Below are 16,866 nucleotides of genomic sequence, written 5' to 3'. Positions count from 1 at the left end.
GACGCCGACCGGCCGCGAGCTGCGACATCAGACGCTCTCTTTGGCACGGCAGAACGATGAGGAACTGCTGACCGCGATCAGCCCCGCCGAAGCAGTGGCCCTGCTCCACACCCTTGGCCGGATCGCCGCCGCGACGGGCCTCATCGCGAAGTGACTCACCAGGCATGCGGGTCAGCGACGACACCACCGCCACCATCCGCAGCCTGATACGCCCAACCATCATCCGCCGCTGGGCAAACCACCCCCAACGACACCGCTGACGATCGCCTATCTGCTCAAGCTCTTACGGCAACACCCTGCACAACGCCTCCAGCGCCCCCGCCCACGCGCTGTCCGGCGGCGTCCCGTACCCCACCACCAGCGCGTCCAGCGGCTCGGCGACGGCCTCCGGATGCCGGTGGAAGGCGAGCCCGTGCAGGGCCAGACCTTGCCAGGTCGCTGCCTGGATCACCGACTGCTCGGTGCCGGGCGGCAGCCGCAGTACGGCGTGCAGGCCGGCCGCGATCCCGGTGACGCGGACCTCGGGTGCGCGGTCGGCGACGGCGGCGGCGAGGGCGTCTCGGCGGCGCCGGTAGCGCAGGCGGGAGGAGCGGACGTGGCGGTCGTACGCGCCGGACACCATGAACTCGGCCAGCGTCAGCTGGTCCAGCGCTCCGCAGGTGTCGATGCGGCCCTTGGCCGCGGCCGCCTCCTCCACCAGGGACGGCGGCAGCGCCATCCAGCCGAGGCGCAGGCCGGGGGCGAGGGACTTGCTGGCGGTGCCGAGGTAGACGACCCGGTCGGGGTCGAGGCCCTGGAGGGCGCCGACGGGCTGGCGGTCGTAGCGGAACTCGCCGTCGTAGTCGTCCTCCAGGACCAGCCCGCCGGTCCGCCGCGCCCACTCCACGACGGCGGTCCGCCGGTCGGGGTGCAGGGGCATGCCCATCGGGAACTGGTGGGCGGGGGTGACGAGTACGGCACCCTCGTCGCTCAACGCGCCCGTGTCGGTGCCCAGTTCGTCGTAGGGCAGCGCGGGTGTCGCAAGGCCCGCGCTCCTCAGCAGCCCCCAGTGGACGTCGAGCCCGTACGACTCCACCGCGACGGTCCGCACCCCGCGCGCCCGCAGCAGCGCCCCGAGGATGCGCAGGGCGTGCGAGAAGCCCGCGGTGATCATGATCGTGTCGGGGTCGGTGCGGACGCCGCGGGCGCGGGCGAGGTAGCCGGCGAGGGCGGTGCGCAGTTCGGGGCGGCCGCGCGGGTCGCCGTAGCCGAGGGCGTCGAAGGGGGCGGTGGCCAGCGCGTGGCGGGCGGCCTTGAGCCAGTCGGTGCGCGGGAAGGCGGCGAGGTCCGGGCTGCCGGGGATGAGGCTGTAGGCGGGGCGGCCGGGTTCGCGGCGCCGGGGTGCGGCAATGTCGGCCGGCGGGGCGACGGCCCGCTCCGCCACCCTCGTGCCGGAGCCCTGGCGGGCCGTGAGCCAGCCCTCGGCGACCAGGTCGGCGTAGGCCTCGGCGACGGTGTTGCGGGCGATGCCCAGGTCGGCGGCGAGGCTGCGGGAGGACGGCAGCCGGGTGCCGGGGGCGAGGCGGCCGGTGCGGACGGCGTCCCGCAGCGCGTCGGTCAAGCCGCGGCGCAGCCCGCTGGAACCGGCCGGTTCCAGGTGCAGGTCGACTCCCAGAGTGGCCCATGAATTCGCCATGGAAATGGACCATACCCCTGGGCATCCTCCCTCCTAGGGTCGAAGACATGAGCACTGCAGAGGAAACCGTCAAGTACGCCACCGAACAGACCCCACGGCTCAGCTGGGCCGAGCACGCGCCCGAGGTCTACAAGGCGATGATCCGCCTGGACACGGCCGCGAAGCAGGGCCTCGACCCGGTGCTGTACGAGCTGGTGAAGATCCGCGCCTCGCAGCTCAACCACTGCGCGTTCTGCCTCGACATGCACACCAAGGACGCTCTCGCCGCCGGCGAGAGCGTGGAGCGGATCGTACAGCTCAGCGCGTGGGAGGAGTCGCGGCACTTCTACACCGAGAAGGAGCTGGCGGCGCTGGAGCTGACCGAGGCGGTCACCGTCCTGACCGACGGCTTCGTGCCGGACGAGGTGTACGACCGGGTCGCCGCACACTTCGAGGAGGCGGAGCTGGCCCGGCTGATCGCCGCGATCACGGTGATCAACGCGTGGAACCGCTTCGGCGTGACCACCCGGATGACCCCGGGCCACTACCAGCCGGGGCAGTACAGGTGAGCCGTACCCAGCTGCTGGACCGCGAGGTCGGCCTGGCCATGTCTGCGCTGAGCGCGGCCGCGAAGCAGGGACTCGGCGATCCGGTCCTCGCCGAGCTGGTCATGATCCGCGCCTCACAGATCAACCACTGCGCGTTCTGCCTCGACATGCACCTCCGGGTGGCCCGGAAGGGCGGCGAGTCCGAGGACCGCATCCAGCTGCTGAACGCCTGGGAGGAGGCCGAGGACCAGTACAGCGAGCGGGAGCGGGCCGCGCTGGCGCTGACCGAGGCGGTCACCGTCCTGACCGACGGCTTCGTGCCGGACGAGGTGTACGACACCGCCGCCAAGCACTTCGGTGAGGCCGAACTCGCCCATCTCATCGGCCTGATCACCGTCATCAACGGCTGGAACCGTCTCATGGTCAGCCGCCGTGTTCCGCCAGGGGGTTACCAGCCATGAGCAAGGTGGACGTGTTCCGCAGCCTGCACCGCAAGCGCGCCCAGGGCGATCCGCTGGTCCTGCCCGGCCCCTGGGACGCGGCGAGCGCCCGGGTGTGTGTCGAGGCCGGGTTCCCGGCGCTGGCCACGCCGAGCGCGGGGGTGGCCGCCTCCCTCGGGTACGAGGACGGGGCGACCCCGGCCGACGAGATGTTCGCGGCGGTGGCCCGGATCGTGTGGGCGGTGGACGTGCCCGTCTCGGCGGACGTCGAGGGCGGGTACGGGCTCGCACCGAAGGAGCTGGTCGAGCGGCTGCTGGAGGCGGGCGTCGTGGGGGGCAACCTTGAGGACTCCAACGGGGGTGTCCTCAAGGACCCGCACGAGCACGCCGAGTACCTCGCCGAGGTCCGCTCGGCCGCCGCCGACCGGCTCTTCGTCAACGCCCGGGTCGACACCTTCCTCCACGGCGACGGCGATCCCGACCGGGCCATCGAGCGGGCCGCGTCCTACGTGGCCGCGGGCGCGGACTGCGTGTATCCGATCCTCGCCCCGGTGGACGTGCTGCCCCTGCTGCGGGCCGGGATCCAGGGCCCGCTCAACATGGTGGCCCGGCTGGACGGCGAGGGCCCCTCGCCCGCCGTGCTCGGCGAACTCGGGGCCACCCGCGTCACGTTCGGGCCGGGACTCCAGCGGCGCGCCACCCAGGCGCTCCGCGAGATCGCCGACGGCCTGACGCAGTAGGTCAGTTCAGGACAGCCACTTCTTCCACACGGAGGAGTGGCTGTCCACCCACTTCTTCGCCGCCTCCTCGGGTGAGAGCTTCTGGTCGGCGATCATCAGGGAGACCTGGTTCTGGTCCTCGGTCGTCCAGCGGAACTTCTTCAGGAAGGCCGCCGCCTCGCCGCCGGACTTGGCGAAGTCCGCGTTGAGGTACTTCTGCAGCGGGGTGTGCGGGTAGGCGCAGGCGACCTTGGCCGCGTCCGCGTCGCAGCCCTCCTTGTACGGCGGCAGCTTCACCTCCGTCATGGGGACCTTCTTGAACAGCCACTGGGGTGCGTACCAGTAGCTCAGGAAGGGCTTCTTCTCCTTGGCGAACTGCTTCATCTGGGTGATCTGGGCCGCCTCGGAACCGGCGAAGACGACCTGGTAGTCCAGCTTCAGGTTGTTCACCAGGGCCTTGTCGTTGGTGACGTAGGACGGGGAGCCGTCCATCAGCTGGCCCTTGCCGCCGCTCTCCGCGGTGCGGAAGAGCGGGGCGTACTTGTTCAGGTTCTTCCAGTCGGTGATGTCCGGGTGCTGCTCGGCCAGGTACGTCGGGACGAACCAGCCGATGTGCCCGGTCACCCCGAGGTCGCCGCCGCGGGCGATCGTCTTCTTGTCGGTGACGTACCGCTTCTCCTGGTCCGGGTGGCCCCAGTCCTCCAGGATGGCGTCGACCCGGCCCTGGCTGAGCGCGTCCCACGCGGGCACCTCGTCCACCTGGACGGTGTCGACGCGGTAGCCCAGCTTGTGTTCGAGGAGGTACTGGGCGACGGCCACGTTGGACTGCGCGCCCACCCAGGACTGCACGGACAGGGTGACCGTCTTCGCGCCCTGAGCGTTCGCGAACGGCGACGCCTGCTTGGTCATGTCGGCGGCGCCGCAGCCGGTGGTCAGTCCCAGAACGGCGACGGCGACAGGCACACCGACGGGGACAGTCTTACGGAATCGCATGTCACGCTCCCTTCTTCGCGCGGCGTTCGGTCGGCTGCGTCACCCGGTCGAGCATCAGGCCCAGGCAGACGATGGCCGCGCCGGCGACCAGGCCGGTCGCCAGGTCGCCCTGGGCGAGGCCGAAGGCGACGTCGTAACCGAGGGCGCCACCGCCGACCAGACCGCCGATGATGACGACGGCGAGGACCAGGACCACGCCCTGGTTGGCGGCGAGCAGCAACGACCGCCGGGCGAGCGGGAGCTGGATCTGCCACAGCTGCTGGCGGCCGGTCGCGCCGAGCGAGCGCGCCGACTCCAGCGCGGCCGGGTCGACCTGGCGCAGGCCCTGCGCGGTGATCCGGACGACGGCCGGCAGGGCGTACACGACGGCCGCGGCGACGGCGGGCGCGCGGCCGACGCCGAACAGGGCGACGACCGGGATCAGGTACACGAACTGGGGCATGGTCTGGAAGACGTCCAGGACCGGGCGCAGCGCCCGTTCGACACGGTCGCTGCGAGCGGCCGCGATACCGGTCGCGAAACCGAGGACGAGGGTGACGGCGACGGCGGCGAGCACCTGCGACAGGGTGTCGAGCGAGGGCTCCCACACCCCGAGCACGCCGATCGCGGCCATCGCGAGGACGGCGGTCAGCGCGGTGCGCCAGGTGCCGATCAGCCAGGCCGGCGCGGCGACCAGGAGCAGCACCGCCCACCAGGGCAGCCACTGCAGGCCGCTGCGGACGGGGTCCAGGATCCAGGTGGTGAAGTGGCCCGCCCAGTCGGCGGTGCCGCCGACGACCGGGACGCCGGAGTAGAGGTGGGCGGTCATCCAGTCGACGGCGCGGTTGACCGGTTCGGCGATGTCCAGGCCCCAGGAGGCGGGCCAGTCGAGGGCGCCGAGGAGGCGGGTGGCCAGGGCCACGGCCACGGTGGCGGCGAGGGCGTAGGGCCAGCCGATGGTACGAGGCCGGGGGGTGCCGTCTCCTGCGGCTGCGCTGCCGTCTCCCGCGGCTCCCGCGGCGGCGGTGACACGGTCCAGGACGACCGCCAGCAGCACGATCGGGATGCCGGCCGCGAGGGCCGCGCCCACGTCGACGGAGGCGAGGGCCTGGTAGACGCGGTCGCCGAGGCCGCCGGCGCCGATGACGGAGGCGATGACGGCCATGGACAGCGCCATCATGATCGTCTGGTTCAGGCCGAGCAGGAGTTCCTTGCGGGCCAGCGGGATACGGGCGGTCAGCAGCCGCTGGCGGCTGGTGGCGCCGAGCGACTCCACGGCCTCCAGGACTTCGGGGTCGGCGCCGCGCAGGCCCAGCGCGGTGAGGCGGGCCATCGGCGGGGCGGCGTAGACGACAGTGGCGAGGACGGCCGCGGGGACGCCGATACCGAAGACCAGGACGACGGGGAGGAGGTACGCGAACGCCGGGAGCACCTGCATGGTGTCCAGGACCGGGCGCAGGGCGCGGTCCAGGCGGTCGGACAGGCCCGCGGCGAGGCCGAGCAGGGCGCCCACGGCCACGGAGGCGAGGACGGCGACCACCATCAGCGCGAGGGTCTGCATGGTGGGCACCCACATGCCGAGCGCGCCGCAGGCCAGGAACGCGATCGCCGTGCCGGCGGCCAGGCGGACGCCGCCGAGGCGCCAGGCCACGAGGGCGCCGAACGCGGTGACGCCTGCCCAGCCTGCGGCGAGCAGGGTGAGGTAGACGGCGCGTACGGCGAGTACGACGGCGTTGCTGACGTAGCCGAAGAAGTAGAGGAACAGGGGGTGGCTGTCACGGTTGTCGATGACCCAGTCGCTGGCGGTGGCCAGGGGCTTGGAGAGGTCGACGGTGAGCGCGTGCGGCCAGGTGTTGCTTCCCCAGTGGCTGTTGACCAGGGGTACGAGGATCGCGGCGATGCCGGCCAGGGCGAGGAGCTTGGCCGCGGCGCGGTTTCTCAGGAAGCCGGGGATTGCTGTGTTCGCCGTGGGGACGGTGAGCGTTGCCATCAGACGTCCTCCGGGCTGGTGCGGGGCGGGGGCGGGGTCGCTTGCCGGCGCTGGCCGGGTGCCGCCATCTGTGGGACGGGCGCCGCCCCAGCGGCACGACTGCCCGCAGCCGCGTCGGCGTTGCTGCCCGCGGCTGCGTCGGTAGGACCGCCCGCGGCGGCCGCGGCATCGCCGTCCGCGGCTGCGTCGGTACGGCCGCTCGCCGTCTCCGCGGCATCAGCGTCCGCAGCCACATCGGCACGACCGCCCGCCGCCTCCGCAGACACGCCGGCCACCACGTCCAGCAGTTGCTCGTGGCCGACGACCCCCAGGCACTTGCCCTCTTCCATCACCCGGGCCGGTGCGCCCGTGCGGGCCACTGCCTCGATGGCCTCGGCGACCGGGGCGTCGGGGGTGACCGCGGGGCCGGTTCCGGTCTCCTGCGGGTGGGCGGGGCGCATGGCCGTGCGGCAGGTGACGACCTGCTCGCGCGGCACGTCGCGGACGAACTCGCGGACGTAGTCGTCGGCCGGGGAGGAGACGATCTCCTCCGGGGTGCCGAGCTGGACCACGCGGCCGTCGCGCATCAGGGCGATGCGGTCGCCGAGCTTGAGCGCCTCGCTGAGGTCGTGGGTGATGAAGACCATCGTGCGGCCCTCCTCACGGTGCAGCCGGGCCACCTCGTCCTGCATGTCGCGGCGGATGAGGGGGTCCAGGGCGCTGAAGGGCTCGTCGAACAGCAGCACCTCGGGGTCGACGGCGAGCGCGCGGGCGAGTCCGACGCGCTGGCGCTGGCCGCCGGAGAGCTGGCCGGGGCGGCGCTTCTCCATGCCCTCCAGGCCGACCTTGGCGACGAACTCGGCGGCCCGCTTGCGCCGTTCGGACTTTCCGACGCCCTGGATCTCCAGGCCGTAGGCCACGTTGTCCAGGACCGTGCGGTGCGGGAGCAGGCCGAAGTGCTGGAAGACCATCGCGGCGCGGTGCCGGCGCAGTTCGCGCAGGCGGGCCTTGTCCATGGCGCGCACGTCCTCGCCGTCGATGGCGATGGTGCCCGCAGTGGGCTCGATCAGCCGGGTCAGGCAGCGCACCAGGGTGGACTTGCCGGAGCCGGACAGGCCCATGACGACGAAGACCTCGCCCTTGCGCACGTCGAAGGAGACGTCCCGGACGGCGGCCGTGCAGCCGGTGCGGGAGCGCAGGTCGGCGGGGGCCAGGGTGCTGAGTTCCGGGTCGGCCGGAACACGGTCGGCCTTGGGGCCGAAGACCTTCCAGAGGCCGTTCACCGAGAACACGGGCGACTGAGTGGTCGTACTCATCACGCACCACCTCCGATCAGGTCGACGGCTTTCTCCCCGACCATGAGCACCCCGATCATCGGGTTGACGGCGGTCATGGTCGGGAAGACGGAGGCGTCGGCGATGCGGATGCCGTCGAGGCCGCGGATCCTCAGCTCGGGGTCCACCACGGCGAGTTCGTCGTCGACGCCGCCCATCTTGCAGGTGCCGGCGGGGTGGTACACGGTGTGGGCGACCTTGCGGGCGTACTCACTCAGCTCGGCGTCGTCCACGATCTCCGGACCCGGGCAGACCTCGCGCTTGAGCCAGCCGGCGAGCGGCTCGGCCTTGGCGATCTCGCGGGCGATGCGGATGCCGTCGACCAGGGTCCGGGCGTCGTAGTCGTCCTCGTCGGTGAAGTACCGGAAGTCCAGGGCCGGCTTCACGGACGGGTCGGCGCTGGTCAGGTACAGGCGGCCGCGGCTCTTCGGCTTGGGGATGTTGGGGGTCATCGAGACGCCGTACTGCGGGCGCTCGTAGCCGAGGCGCTCCGGGTTGTCCGTGAACGGGATCTGGTAGAAGTGGAACATCAGGTCCGGGCCCGCGTGTTCGGGGTCCCGGCGCACGAACAGGCCCGCGTCGGAGTCCATCGCGGAGTTCTCCGGGATCGGTCCGTGGGTCTCCCAGACGATGACCGACTCGGGGTGGTCGAGCAGGTTCTCGCCGACGCCCGGCAGGTCGTGCACGACGGGTATGCCGAGCGCCTCCAGGTCCTCGCGGGGGCCGATGCCCGAGTGCATCAGCAGGCGGGGCGAGTCGACGGCGCCCGCGCACAGGACGACCTCGCCCCGGGCGCGGATCAGCAGTTCCTCGCCGTCCTTGGTGCGCACGTGGACGCCCTCGGCGCGGGTGCCGTTCAGCTCCAGCTTGTGCGCCCAGGTCTCCAGGAAGATGTGGAGGCCCGGGCGCTCGTCCATCACCGGGTGCAGGTACGCCACCGAGGCGGAGGAGCGCTTGTTGTTCTCGGGGTGGTAGGCGAGGTCGAAGAAGCCGGCGCCCTCGGTGAACGGCTTCTTGTTGAAGCCCTCGACGCGGGGCACGTCGAGCGCCTTCTGGGCGGCTTCCACGAAGTCGCGGGCGATGGCGTTCCGGTCCTTCTCGTCCACGGAGACGATGTTGTTGAGGAGGCGGGCGTAGTAGGCCTCCATGGGGACGGCGCCCCAGCCCTTGGCGCCGGCCGCCTCCCACTCGTCCCAGTCGGACGGGAGCGGCTTGAAGGAGATCAGGGTGTTGTGGGAGGAGCAGCCGCCGAGGACGCGGGCCCGGCTGTGCCGGATGTGGGAGTTGCCGCGGGGCTGTTCGGTGGTCGGGTAGTCGTAGTCGAGTTCGCCGCCGAGCAGGCCCAGCCAGCGGCGCAGGGTCAGCACGTCGTCGCGGCCGACGTCGCTGGGGCCGCCCTCGATGACGGCGACGGTGACGTCGGGGTTCTCGGTGAGGCGGGAGGCGATGACGGAGCCCGCGGTGCCGCCGCCGATGACGACGTAGTCGTAGAGGTGAGGGGTGTGGGACATGGGGGTGTTACTCCAAAAGACTTGCTGTGTACGGCAGTTGTGGATCAGCCGGCGAACCAGCGCACCGGCTTCGGCGCGAGGTTCTGGTAGACGTGCTTGGTCTCGCGGTACTCGGCGAGCCCGGCGGGGCCCAGCTCGCGGCCGACGCCGCTCTTGCCGAAGCCGCCCCACTCCGCCTGCGGGAGGTAGGGGTGGAAGTCGTTGATCCAGACGGTGCCGTGGCGCAGCCGGCCGGCGACGCGGCGGGCGCGTCCGGCGTCGGTGGTCCAGACGGCGCCCGCGAGGCCGTACTCGGTGTCGTTGGCGAGGGCGACCGCCTCGTCCTCGGTGCGGAAGGTCTCGACGGTGAGGACCGGGCCGAAGACCTCCTCGCGTACGACCTTCATCTCGCGGTGGCACTGGTCGAGGACCGTCGGCTCGTAGAAGTAGCCGGTGGCGGGCCGTTCTGCGGACGGTTCGGGACGCCTGCCGCCCGAGCGCAGCACCGCACCCTCCTCCAGTGCCGACTGCACGTATGCCTCGACCTTGGCGCGCTGCTGCTCGGAGACCAGCGGTCCGCACTCGGCGCCCTCGGCCGTGCCCCGGCCGAGGCGGATCCGGGCGGCCCGCCGGGCGAGTTCGGCGACGAACCGCTCCCGCACGCTCTCCTCGACGATCAGCCGGGCGCCGGCCGAGCAGACCTGGCCGCTGTGGATGAAGGCGGCGTTGAGGGCCTGGTCGACGGCGGTGTCGAAGCCCTCCTCGGTGGCGCAGGCGTCGGCGAAGACCACGTTGGGGTTCTTGCCGCCGAGTTCGAGGGCGACCTTCTTGACGGTCGGGGCGGCCGCCTGGGCGACCTTGGTGCCGCTGACCAGGCCGCCGGTGAAGGAGATCAGGTCGACGTCGGGGTGCTCGGCGAGGCGGGCACCGACGGTGTGGCCGGGTCCGGTGACCAGGTTGGCGACTCCGGCGGGCAGACCGGCCTCGGCCAGCAGGTCGATCAGCGCGATGGTCGTCATCGGGGTGATCTCGCTCGGCTTGATCACGAAGGTGTTGCCGGCGGCGAGCGCCGGGGCGATCTTCCAGCTGGCCTGGAGCAGCGGGTAGTTCCAGGGGGTGATGAGCGCGCACACGCCGACGGGCTCGTGCACGACGACACTGTGGATGTCGGGGGAGCCCGCGTCGACGACCCGGCCGGGGGCCTCGCCGGCGACCAGGTCCGCGAAGTAGCGGAAGGCGTCGGCGACACAGTCGATGTCGATGCGGCCCTCCTCGGCGGTCTTGCCCGCGTCCCTGCTCTCCAGCAGGCCGAGTTCCTCGCGGTCGCGCACGAGGAGGTCGGCGACGCGGCGCAGCAGGGCGGCGCGCTCGCCGACGGGGGTGCCGGGCCAGGGGCCGTGGTCGAACGCCTGCCGGGCCGCCGCCACCGCGCGCTCCGCGTCCTTCTCGTCACCCTCCGCGACCACGGCGAACGGCCGGGCGTCTGCGGGGTCGAGGATCTCGCGCGTCGCGCCGGAGCCGGCCTCCAGCCACTCGCCGCCCGCGTGGATGGTCGCCCGGGCCTGTCGTTCCGCTCTGTCCGCCATGATCGGTATTGCCTTCCGTTCCTGTTCAGTGCCCCTGTGTCACAGTCGCGTCACAGTCAGGGACCGTGACCGCCTGCCCCACCCCTCCGATCGCATGCGCAATCGGTGGCCGAAAGTGCGCCGCGTCACTGAAAATGCGGGCGAAAAGGGGCAAAAGTAGGCTGAGTAAAGCGGCTTGGGGTGATCACGGAGGTGCCGCAATGACCGGACGACCGCTGATCTGCGCGGCGGCGAGCGCGACCTTGCTCCTCTCCCCCGCCCTGGTGACGGCGGCCGCGGCGGACGACACCGGCGATCCGAGCGCCCGCCGGCTCGCCCGGGAGGCGCGGGACCATCTGCTCCACACCCAGTCGCTCCACATGGCGTGGACGGACCGGACCGCGGCCGCGAAGAAGGGGGAGCCGGCGTCGATGGACCTGTCCCTGGACCGGGACGGCAACTGCGTCGGCACGGTGCGGATGGGCGCGCACGGCGGCAGCATCACGATCGTCAAACACGGCGACGAGGTGTGGCTGAAGGGCGACAGCACGTACTGGAAGACCGAGCTTCCGGGCAGCGAGGGCACCGCGGCGGCCGAACTCCTCAAGGACCGCTACATCCACGGCAGCACGCACGACCGTGCGCTCAAGGAATGGGAGGACGTCTGCGACCTGGACGCATTCCAGCGGAAGCTGACACCCGACTCGCAGCACCGCAAGCCGCTGACCCGGGGCGACAGGACCACGGTCGAGGGCATACCGGTGATCCCGCTGACGGGCGAGGAGAGCGGCAGGCGGGTCACGCTCTACGTCACCGCGGACTCGCCTCACGTGCTGGTCGAGGGCACCAGCAAGGGCGACGGCACCGACCTGACGATGACGTTCTCGGACTACGGCGAGCCCGTGCCGTCCGCCACCCCCTCCACGAAGGAGTCGGTGGACGTGTCCCAGCTGAGTCCTTTGACCAAAGTCTGGTTCCAGAAGCGGCTAGTCGTCACCGGCTGACCGCCGCATCAAATCCCGTACGCAGCCGCGCAGCCAAGCGTGGGCCGGGTCGGCGTCGTGGCGGGGGTGCCAGGCCAGCCCCACCGGGAGCGGCGGGAGGGCGAGCGGCACCTCGAAGGTGACCAGGCCGAGGGCGGCGGCCGGCGGGCACCCCCAGGAGCTGACCAGCCCGACCAGGTCGGTCTCGCGCAGCACGAAGAGCGAGGACGGGAAGGTGCCGACGCTGCCCACCACCCGGCGTTCCAGGCCGAGTTCGGCCAGCGCCTCGTCGACCGGCCCGTGCAGTCTGCCACGCCGGGAGACGCCCAGGTGATCGGCCTCGGTGGCGAACCGCTCGGGCGTCAACTCGCCGGTGAGCAGCGGGTGTCCGGCCCGTACGACACCCAGCATGCGGTCCTCGTACACCGTCTCGACGTGCACCTCGGGCGCGGTCGCGTCGATCACGCCGACCTCCAGATCGGCGGTGCCCTGGCGCAGGACCGGGGCGTCCACGTGGCTCTCCGACAGGAAGCGGAGGCGGATGCCGGGCGCCTCCTCGGCGGCACGGGCGAACAGGCCGGCGCCGTGCGTGGCGGCGAGCGCGTCGTGGCCGATGATCGTGAAGGTGCGGGTGACGGTGCGCAGGTCGGCGTCCCGGCCGGGCCGGAACAGCGCGCGGGCCCGCTCCACCACGGCGCTCACCTCGGCCCGTACGGCCAGTGCGTGCGGCGTCGGCACCATCCGGCGCCCGGCCCGCACGAGGACCGGGTCGCCGAGGGCCTTGCGGATCCGGCCGAGGGTGCGGCTCATCGCCGGTTCGGACAGGTGCAGCCGGCGGGCGGCACCCTGCACGCTCTGCTCCTCCAGCAGCACGTCCAGCGCGAGGAGCAGGTTCAGGTCCAGATCCGTGGATTGCGTCATACGCAAGTATCCCTTGCAAAGGTTGCACTGGAAAGCAGGCCAGGAGCGACCCTACGGTGGCAGGGCATCCCACACCAACCACCTAGCTCCTGGGAGGAGCCGTGCCCACGCACGCCCTGAAACGCCCCGCCCTGCTCGCGCTGTGCGCCTGCGTCCTGGTCGCGCAGAGCATGGTCGCCGCCATCAACCTCCTGATCCCGCAACTGAGTTCGTCCGCCCTCCACCCCTCGCACAGCGAGATCCTGTGGGCGGTCGACGCGTACGTCATCGTCTTCGCCGGGCTTCTCGTCCCGGCCGGTGCGCTCGGTGACCGGTACGGCCGCAAGGGCGCGCTGCTCGTCGGGCTCGGCCTGTTCGCGGCGGGCGCCGCCACCGGCGCGCTGGCGACCGGTCCGGCCGTGCTGATCGCGGGGCGGGGTCTGTCCGGCGCCGGTGCGGCTCTGATCACGCCGGCCACTCTGTCGATCCTGATGCAGCTGTCCGCGCCCGAGCACCGGGCCCGCTCGATGGCCGCCTGGACCCTGTCGATCGGTCTGGGCGGCGCGGCGGGCAACCTGGGCGGCGGCCTGGCCGGCCAGTTCCTGTCCTGGCGTGCCCTGTTCGCGGCCATGGTCCCGCTCGCCGCGGTGCTCGCCGCCGCCGTCGCCGTCACCACCCCGCGCACCGCACGCTCCACCGGCAGCAACCCCGACCCCCTCGGCACCCTGCTGCTCACCGCGGGCCTGGTCGCGGTCCTGTTCGGCATCATCGAGGGCCCGAGCTACGGCTGGACCTCCGCCCGCATCCTCGGCGCCTTCGCCGCGGGCGCCGTGCTGATCGCCACGTTCACCCTGCACGCCCTGCGCTCGGCGGCCCCGCTGTTCGACCCGCGGGTCTTCTCCTCCTCGCGTCTGCGCGCCGCCTCCCTCGGCACGGCCACCGGCTTCTTCGGCCTGTTCGCCCTCTTCTTCGTCAACTCGCAGTACCTACAGGACGTGAAGGGCTTCGGGGCGGCCCTCACCGGCGTCGCGGTCCTGCCGCTGCCCGTCGGGATGGCGGTCGCCCAGAAGCTGGCCGCCCGCTGGGCGGGCCACCCCCGCGCGGTCATCGGCACCGGCCTCGCCCTCATCGGCCTGGGCCTGCTCGGCGTCTCCACGGCCGACGCGCACACCCCCTACTGGGCGTACGCCGGCTGGCTGCTGGTCGTCTCGGCCGGCACCGGCCTGTCCATGCCCGCCCTGACCCTCGGCGTCGTCACCTCACTCCCCGCCCACCAGGCGGGCCTCGGCTCGGGCCTGGGCACCACCGCCCGCGAGACCGGCGCCGCGCTCGGCGTCGCCGTCTCCGGAACCGTCCTGTCCGCCCACCCCGACCTCGCCCACGGCATGGGCCCGGCCCTGCGCACGGTAGCCCTGGTGGTCCTGGCGGCAACGGCCCTGGTGACCACGGCCTACGGCACCCGCCCCGCCTCCGACCCGGCTCCGAAGACCCCCACGAACCGCGAGCCGGCACTGCCCCACCACTCTTGAGCGCCCCATCGCCAGGAAGGAACCGCGGGCCGCACTGACCGAGCCACACGCCCCACCCACCCCCGCAGTCGCCGACGGCGCTTGCGCCCCACAGGGGCCACCCGCACTCGACGACGAAAGTTGTACGGGTGGTGCGGGTGGGAACCCAGACCCGGCCGAAGGCCGGGTGTCCCACAACGCACCCACACCACCCCGCCCAGCCCCCCTACGCGCAAGACACCGCCGTCGGGCAGAACGAACCCAGCGCCGTCGTGAGCGGAGCGCGTACGCGGGCGTCCGACAGGTGTTCCGGGCCGCTGGAGCGGATCGCGTACAGCGTGCCGCCGGGCGTGCGGAAGCGGTGGTCGACGACGCGGCGGGCGCCCTTGTCCGGGTCGTCGTAGCGGTAGGACAGCTCGGCCCAGGAGTCCGAGGAGCTGCGGGTGAGGGCCTGGTAGCCGGGCTCGTGGGAGTAGCCGTAGCCCGGGTCGTTCTCGGCGAGGTCCAGGGACTCGGTCACGGTGGACTCGGCCAGCTCGAAGACCTGCAACTGGCGGCCGTCGGACGGGGAGTCGTAGAACACCACGGTCGCCTTCTCCCCCTGCTTCTGCCGCCGGGTCCAGCCCTCGGGGACGGCGAGGGTGTAGCCGACGGGGTCGTGAACGAGGCGGTAGCCGGCGGGGAGTTGCCGCGATGCGGGTGGCGGCGTCGAGGCCGGTGTCCGCGGCGTCGTGGAGGCCGAGGCGGTGACCGTGACGCCGGCGGCCGGAGCGGAGGCCGACGGGGTGCCGCTGCCGGCGCGGTCCCGGCCGAGGTACCAGACGCCGAAGCCGGAGCCGGCGCCGACCAGCACCATGGCGACGACCAGGGCGACCAGCCGGCCGCCGTGCACACGGCGAGGCGCGGGGGCGTATGACGGGGAAGCAACCGGGCCGCCGGTACAGGCGGGGGCGGCGGCCCAGGGCTGCGGCGGAGGCGGCGGCACCGGGGCCGTGCCGGTCTCCGCGGACACCCAGGGCGGAGGTGGCGGGAGCGCGGCCGACTGGGTCTGGGCCGAAGCCCACGGCGGCGGGGTCGGCGGCTCGTCGGCGGTCCAGGCCACCCGGCCTCTCTCCTCGCCGGGTCCGCGCTCGGCCCCGGGCCCGTGCTCCGGACCGGAACCCTCCGCGCCGTAGCCCCCCGCGCCGTTCCATCCGCTCCAGCCGCTCATCACGAACCCCCCGTATCACCCTTCCCTGCCCTGCTTTTGACAGTAACGGCGAAAACGGGCGCGGGCCCCGCTCCGGACGAAACCGGAACAGGGCCCGCACAGGCTCGCGGCAAATCCGCGGGGGGCAGCCTCAGATGAGGCCCAGGGAGCGGACCGCGTCGCGCTCCTCGGCGAGCTCCTGGACGGAGGCGTCGATGCGGGCGCGGGAGAACTCGTTGATGTCCAGGCCCTGGACGATCTCGTACTTGCCGTCCTTGGTGGTGACCGGGAAGGAGGAGATCAGGCCCTCCGGGACGCCGTAGGAGCCGTCCGACGGGATACCCATGGAGGTCCAGTTGCCCTCGGCGGTGCCGTTGACCCAGGTGTAGATGTGGTCGATGGCGGCGTTGGCGGCGGACGCGGCGGAGGACGCGCCACGGGCCTCGATGATCGCGGCACCGCGCTTGGCGACGGTCGGGATGAAGTCCTCGGCCAGCCACTTCTCGTCGTTCACGACCTCGGCGGCGTTCTTGCCGGCGACCGTGGCGTGGAAGATGTCCGGGTACTGGGTGGCGGAGTGGTTGCCCCAGATGGTCAGGCGCTTGATGTCGGCGACCGTCACGCCCGTCTTCTTCGCGAGCTGGGTCAGCGCGCGGTTGTGGTCCAGGCGGGTCATCGCGGTGAAGCGCTCGGCCGGGACGTCCGGCGCGGAGGCCTGCGCGATGAGCGCGTTGGTGTTGGCCGGGTTGCCGACGACGAGGACCTTGATGTCGTCCGCGGCGTGGTCGTTGATGGCCTTGCCCTGCGGCTTGAAGATGCCGCCGTTGGCCTCCAGCAGGTCACCGCGCTCCATGCCCTTGGTGCGGGGGCGGGCGCCGACCAGGAGGGCTACGTTGGCGCCGTCGAAGGCGACGTTCGGGTCGTCCGTGATGTCGATGCCCTGAAGGAGCGGGAACGCGCAGTCGTCCAGCTCCATGGCCGTGCCCTCGGCGGCCTTGAGCGCCGGAGTGATCTCCAGGAGGCGCAGCTTGACCGGCACGTCCGCGCCGAGCAGCTGGCCGGAGGCGATGCGGAAGAGCAGGGCGTAACCGATCTGGCCGGCCGCGCCGGTGACGGTGACGTTCACGGGAGTGCGGGTCATGGCGTTCTCCGTATGACAGCTGGCGGTGGGGCGTCACTGCCCCGGCGGATGATCGATCTCTTGGCGTCAAGAGAATCCAGCGGTCAGGCTATCGCGCATCCGGCATGCGAGATGTCCGGGGCCGTGTGGCTCAGCCCACAAGTCGAACTCGTGATTCAGGAAGGGGCGGCCGCCCCTTCCGGGAGAGGAGGGAAGGGCGGCCGCCTTGGGGGGTACCGGCTGGCCGGACTCCCGTGGGGGTACCGTTCGCGTGCCCAGGATCCGGCGACCCATGCGTGCGTCCCCGGAATTCCACCCGAATTGGTTCGCCCCGCTCTTCCGGGGCCGCCGGACGGGCCCTCGCGCCCTACGGACAGGCCCTAGTTGTATTGATCACGAGCGTTGTTAACGCGGGCCGGTCTTGATCGTGGCGAAGGCCTCCGTGTGTGGTGGAGGTGTCGAATCTTCACCGCAC

Annotated in this window: 14 protein-coding genes; 5 read left to right on the top strand and 9 right to left on the bottom strand. The window is 72.3% G+C overall.

What is annotated here, in order from left to right; translation table 11 throughout:
• Window positions 1-283: 283 nt before the first annotated feature.
• Window positions 284-1,675: a PLP-dependent aminotransferase family protein gene (locus ACFY3C_RS45550; protein ID WP_390775162.1), complete on the bottom strand. Its 1,392-nt coding sequence runs from the start codon at window positions 1,673-1,675 to the stop codon at window positions 284-286.
• 47 nt (window positions 1,676-1,722) lie between these two features.
• Here ACFY3C_RS45550 and ACFY3C_RS45545 point away from each other — a divergent pair, with 47 nt between their 5' ends.
• From ACFY3C_RS45545 to ACFY3C_RS45535, 3 genes are read left to right on the top strand one after another with little or no spacing between them, the layout of a single operon-like run.
• Window positions 1,723-2,223, top strand: coding sequence for a carboxymuconolactone decarboxylase family protein (locus tag ACFY3C_RS45545; protein ID WP_390775161.1), 501 nt, complete (start codon window positions 1,723-1,725; stop codon window positions 2,221-2,223).
• A 38-nt stretch (window positions 2,224-2,261) separates the two neighbouring features.
• Window positions 2,262-2,663, top strand: a complete 402-nt coding sequence (locus tag ACFY3C_RS45540) for a carboxymuconolactone decarboxylase family protein (RefSeq protein WP_390775163.1) — start codon at window positions 2,262-2,264, stop codon at window positions 2,661-2,663.
• Entirely contained in the window at window positions 2,660-3,382 is a 723-nt protein-coding gene (locus ACFY3C_RS45535) for an isocitrate lyase/phosphoenolpyruvate mutase family protein (protein ID WP_390775160.1), read from the top strand. Before ACFY3C_RS45540 ends, ACFY3C_RS45535 begins: the two co-directional genes overlap by 4 nt.
• A 6-nt stretch (window positions 3,383-3,388) precedes the next feature.
• Here ACFY3C_RS45535 and ACFY3C_RS45530 read toward each other — a convergent pair whose 3' ends face one another.
• Genes ACFY3C_RS45530 through ACFY3C_RS45510 form a run of 5 tightly spaced genes read right to left on the bottom strand, consistent with a single transcriptional unit; the run spans window position 3,389 to window position 10,712 of the window.
• A complete protein-coding gene (locus ACFY3C_RS45530; RefSeq protein ID WP_390775159.1) occupies window positions 3,389-4,354 on the bottom strand; it encodes an ABC transporter substrate-binding protein in 966 nt (321 codons plus the stop codon).
• A gap of 1 nt (window position 4,355) precedes the next feature.
• Window positions 4,356-6,323 carry an ABC transporter permease gene (locus ACFY3C_RS45525; protein ID WP_390775158.1) on the bottom strand — a complete coding sequence of 656 codons (1,968 nt, stop codon included), beginning with the start codon at window positions 6,321-6,323 and terminating at the stop codon, window positions 4,356-4,358.
• Window positions 6,323-7,618: a glycine betaine/L-proline ABC transporter ATP-binding protein gene (locus ACFY3C_RS45520; RefSeq protein WP_390775157.1), complete on the bottom strand. Its 1,296-nt coding sequence runs from the start codon at window positions 7,616-7,618 to the stop codon at window positions 6,323-6,325. The genes ACFY3C_RS45525 and ACFY3C_RS45520 overlap by 1 nt, the downstream gene beginning before the upstream one ends.
• A complete protein-coding gene (locus tag ACFY3C_RS45515; protein ID WP_390775156.1) occupies window positions 7,618-9,147 on the bottom strand; it encodes a GMC family oxidoreductase in 1,530 nt (509 codons plus the stop codon). The genes ACFY3C_RS45520 and ACFY3C_RS45515 overlap by 1 nt, the downstream gene beginning before the upstream one ends.
• A gap of 44 nt (window positions 9,148-9,191) precedes the next feature.
• Window positions 9,192-10,712 carry an aldehyde dehydrogenase family protein gene (locus tag ACFY3C_RS45510; protein WP_390775155.1) on the bottom strand — a complete coding sequence of 507 codons (1,521 nt, stop codon included), beginning with the start codon at window positions 10,710-10,712 and terminating at the stop codon, window positions 9,192-9,194.
• 200 nt (window positions 10,713-10,912) lie between these two features.
• Here ACFY3C_RS45510 and ACFY3C_RS45505 point away from each other — a divergent pair, with 200 nt between their 5' ends.
• On the top strand, window positions 10,913-11,695 hold the full coding sequence (locus tag ACFY3C_RS45505; protein WP_390775154.1) for a hypothetical protein: 783 nt from the start codon (window positions 10,913-10,915) through the stop codon (window positions 11,693-11,695).
• On the opposite strand, the gene ACFY3C_RS45500 is transcribed toward ACFY3C_RS45505, so the two are convergent.
• Window positions 11,678-12,595 carry a LysR family transcriptional regulator gene (locus ACFY3C_RS45500; RefSeq protein ID WP_390775153.1) on the bottom strand — a complete coding sequence of 306 codons (918 nt, stop codon included), beginning with the start codon at window positions 12,593-12,595 and terminating at the stop codon, window positions 11,678-11,680. The genes ACFY3C_RS45505 and ACFY3C_RS45500 overlap by 18 nt on opposite strands.
• Before the next feature lie 101 nt (window positions 12,596-12,696).
• On the opposite strand from ACFY3C_RS45500, the gene ACFY3C_RS45495 reads away from it, so the two are divergent.
• Entirely contained in the window at window positions 12,697-14,103 is a 1,407-nt protein-coding gene (locus ACFY3C_RS45495; RefSeq protein WP_390775152.1) for an MFS transporter, read from the top strand.
• Window positions 14,104-14,308: 205 nt separating this feature from the next.
• On the opposite strand, the gene ACFY3C_RS45490 is transcribed toward ACFY3C_RS45495, so the two are convergent.
• Together ACFY3C_RS45490 and ACFY3C_RS45485 are read right to left on the bottom strand one after the other, a co-directional pair.
• The gene (locus ACFY3C_RS45490) at window positions 14,309-15,292 is read right to left on the bottom strand and encodes a hypothetical protein (RefSeq protein WP_390775151.1); all 984 of its coding nucleotides are present in this window, start codon (window positions 15,290-15,292) and stop codon (window positions 14,309-14,311) included.
• A 130-nt stretch (window positions 15,293-15,422) separates the two neighbouring features.
• Window positions 15,423-16,412, bottom strand: coding sequence for a malate dehydrogenase (locus tag ACFY3C_RS45485; protein ID WP_386578407.1), 990 nt, complete (start codon window positions 16,410-16,412; stop codon window positions 15,423-15,425).
• Between the last annotated feature and the right edge of the window lie 454 nt (window positions 16,413-16,866).

Origin of the sequence: Streptomyces sp. NPDC001410 (assembly GCF_042895235.1) — a bacterium.
In the GTDB taxonomy this organism is placed as follows: Bacteria; Actinomycetota; Actinomycetes; order Streptomycetales; family Streptomycetaceae; genus Streptomyces.
The sequence above is the reverse complement of the archived record's forward strand: the minus strand, read 5'-3'. Positions and strand labels throughout refer to the sequence as shown.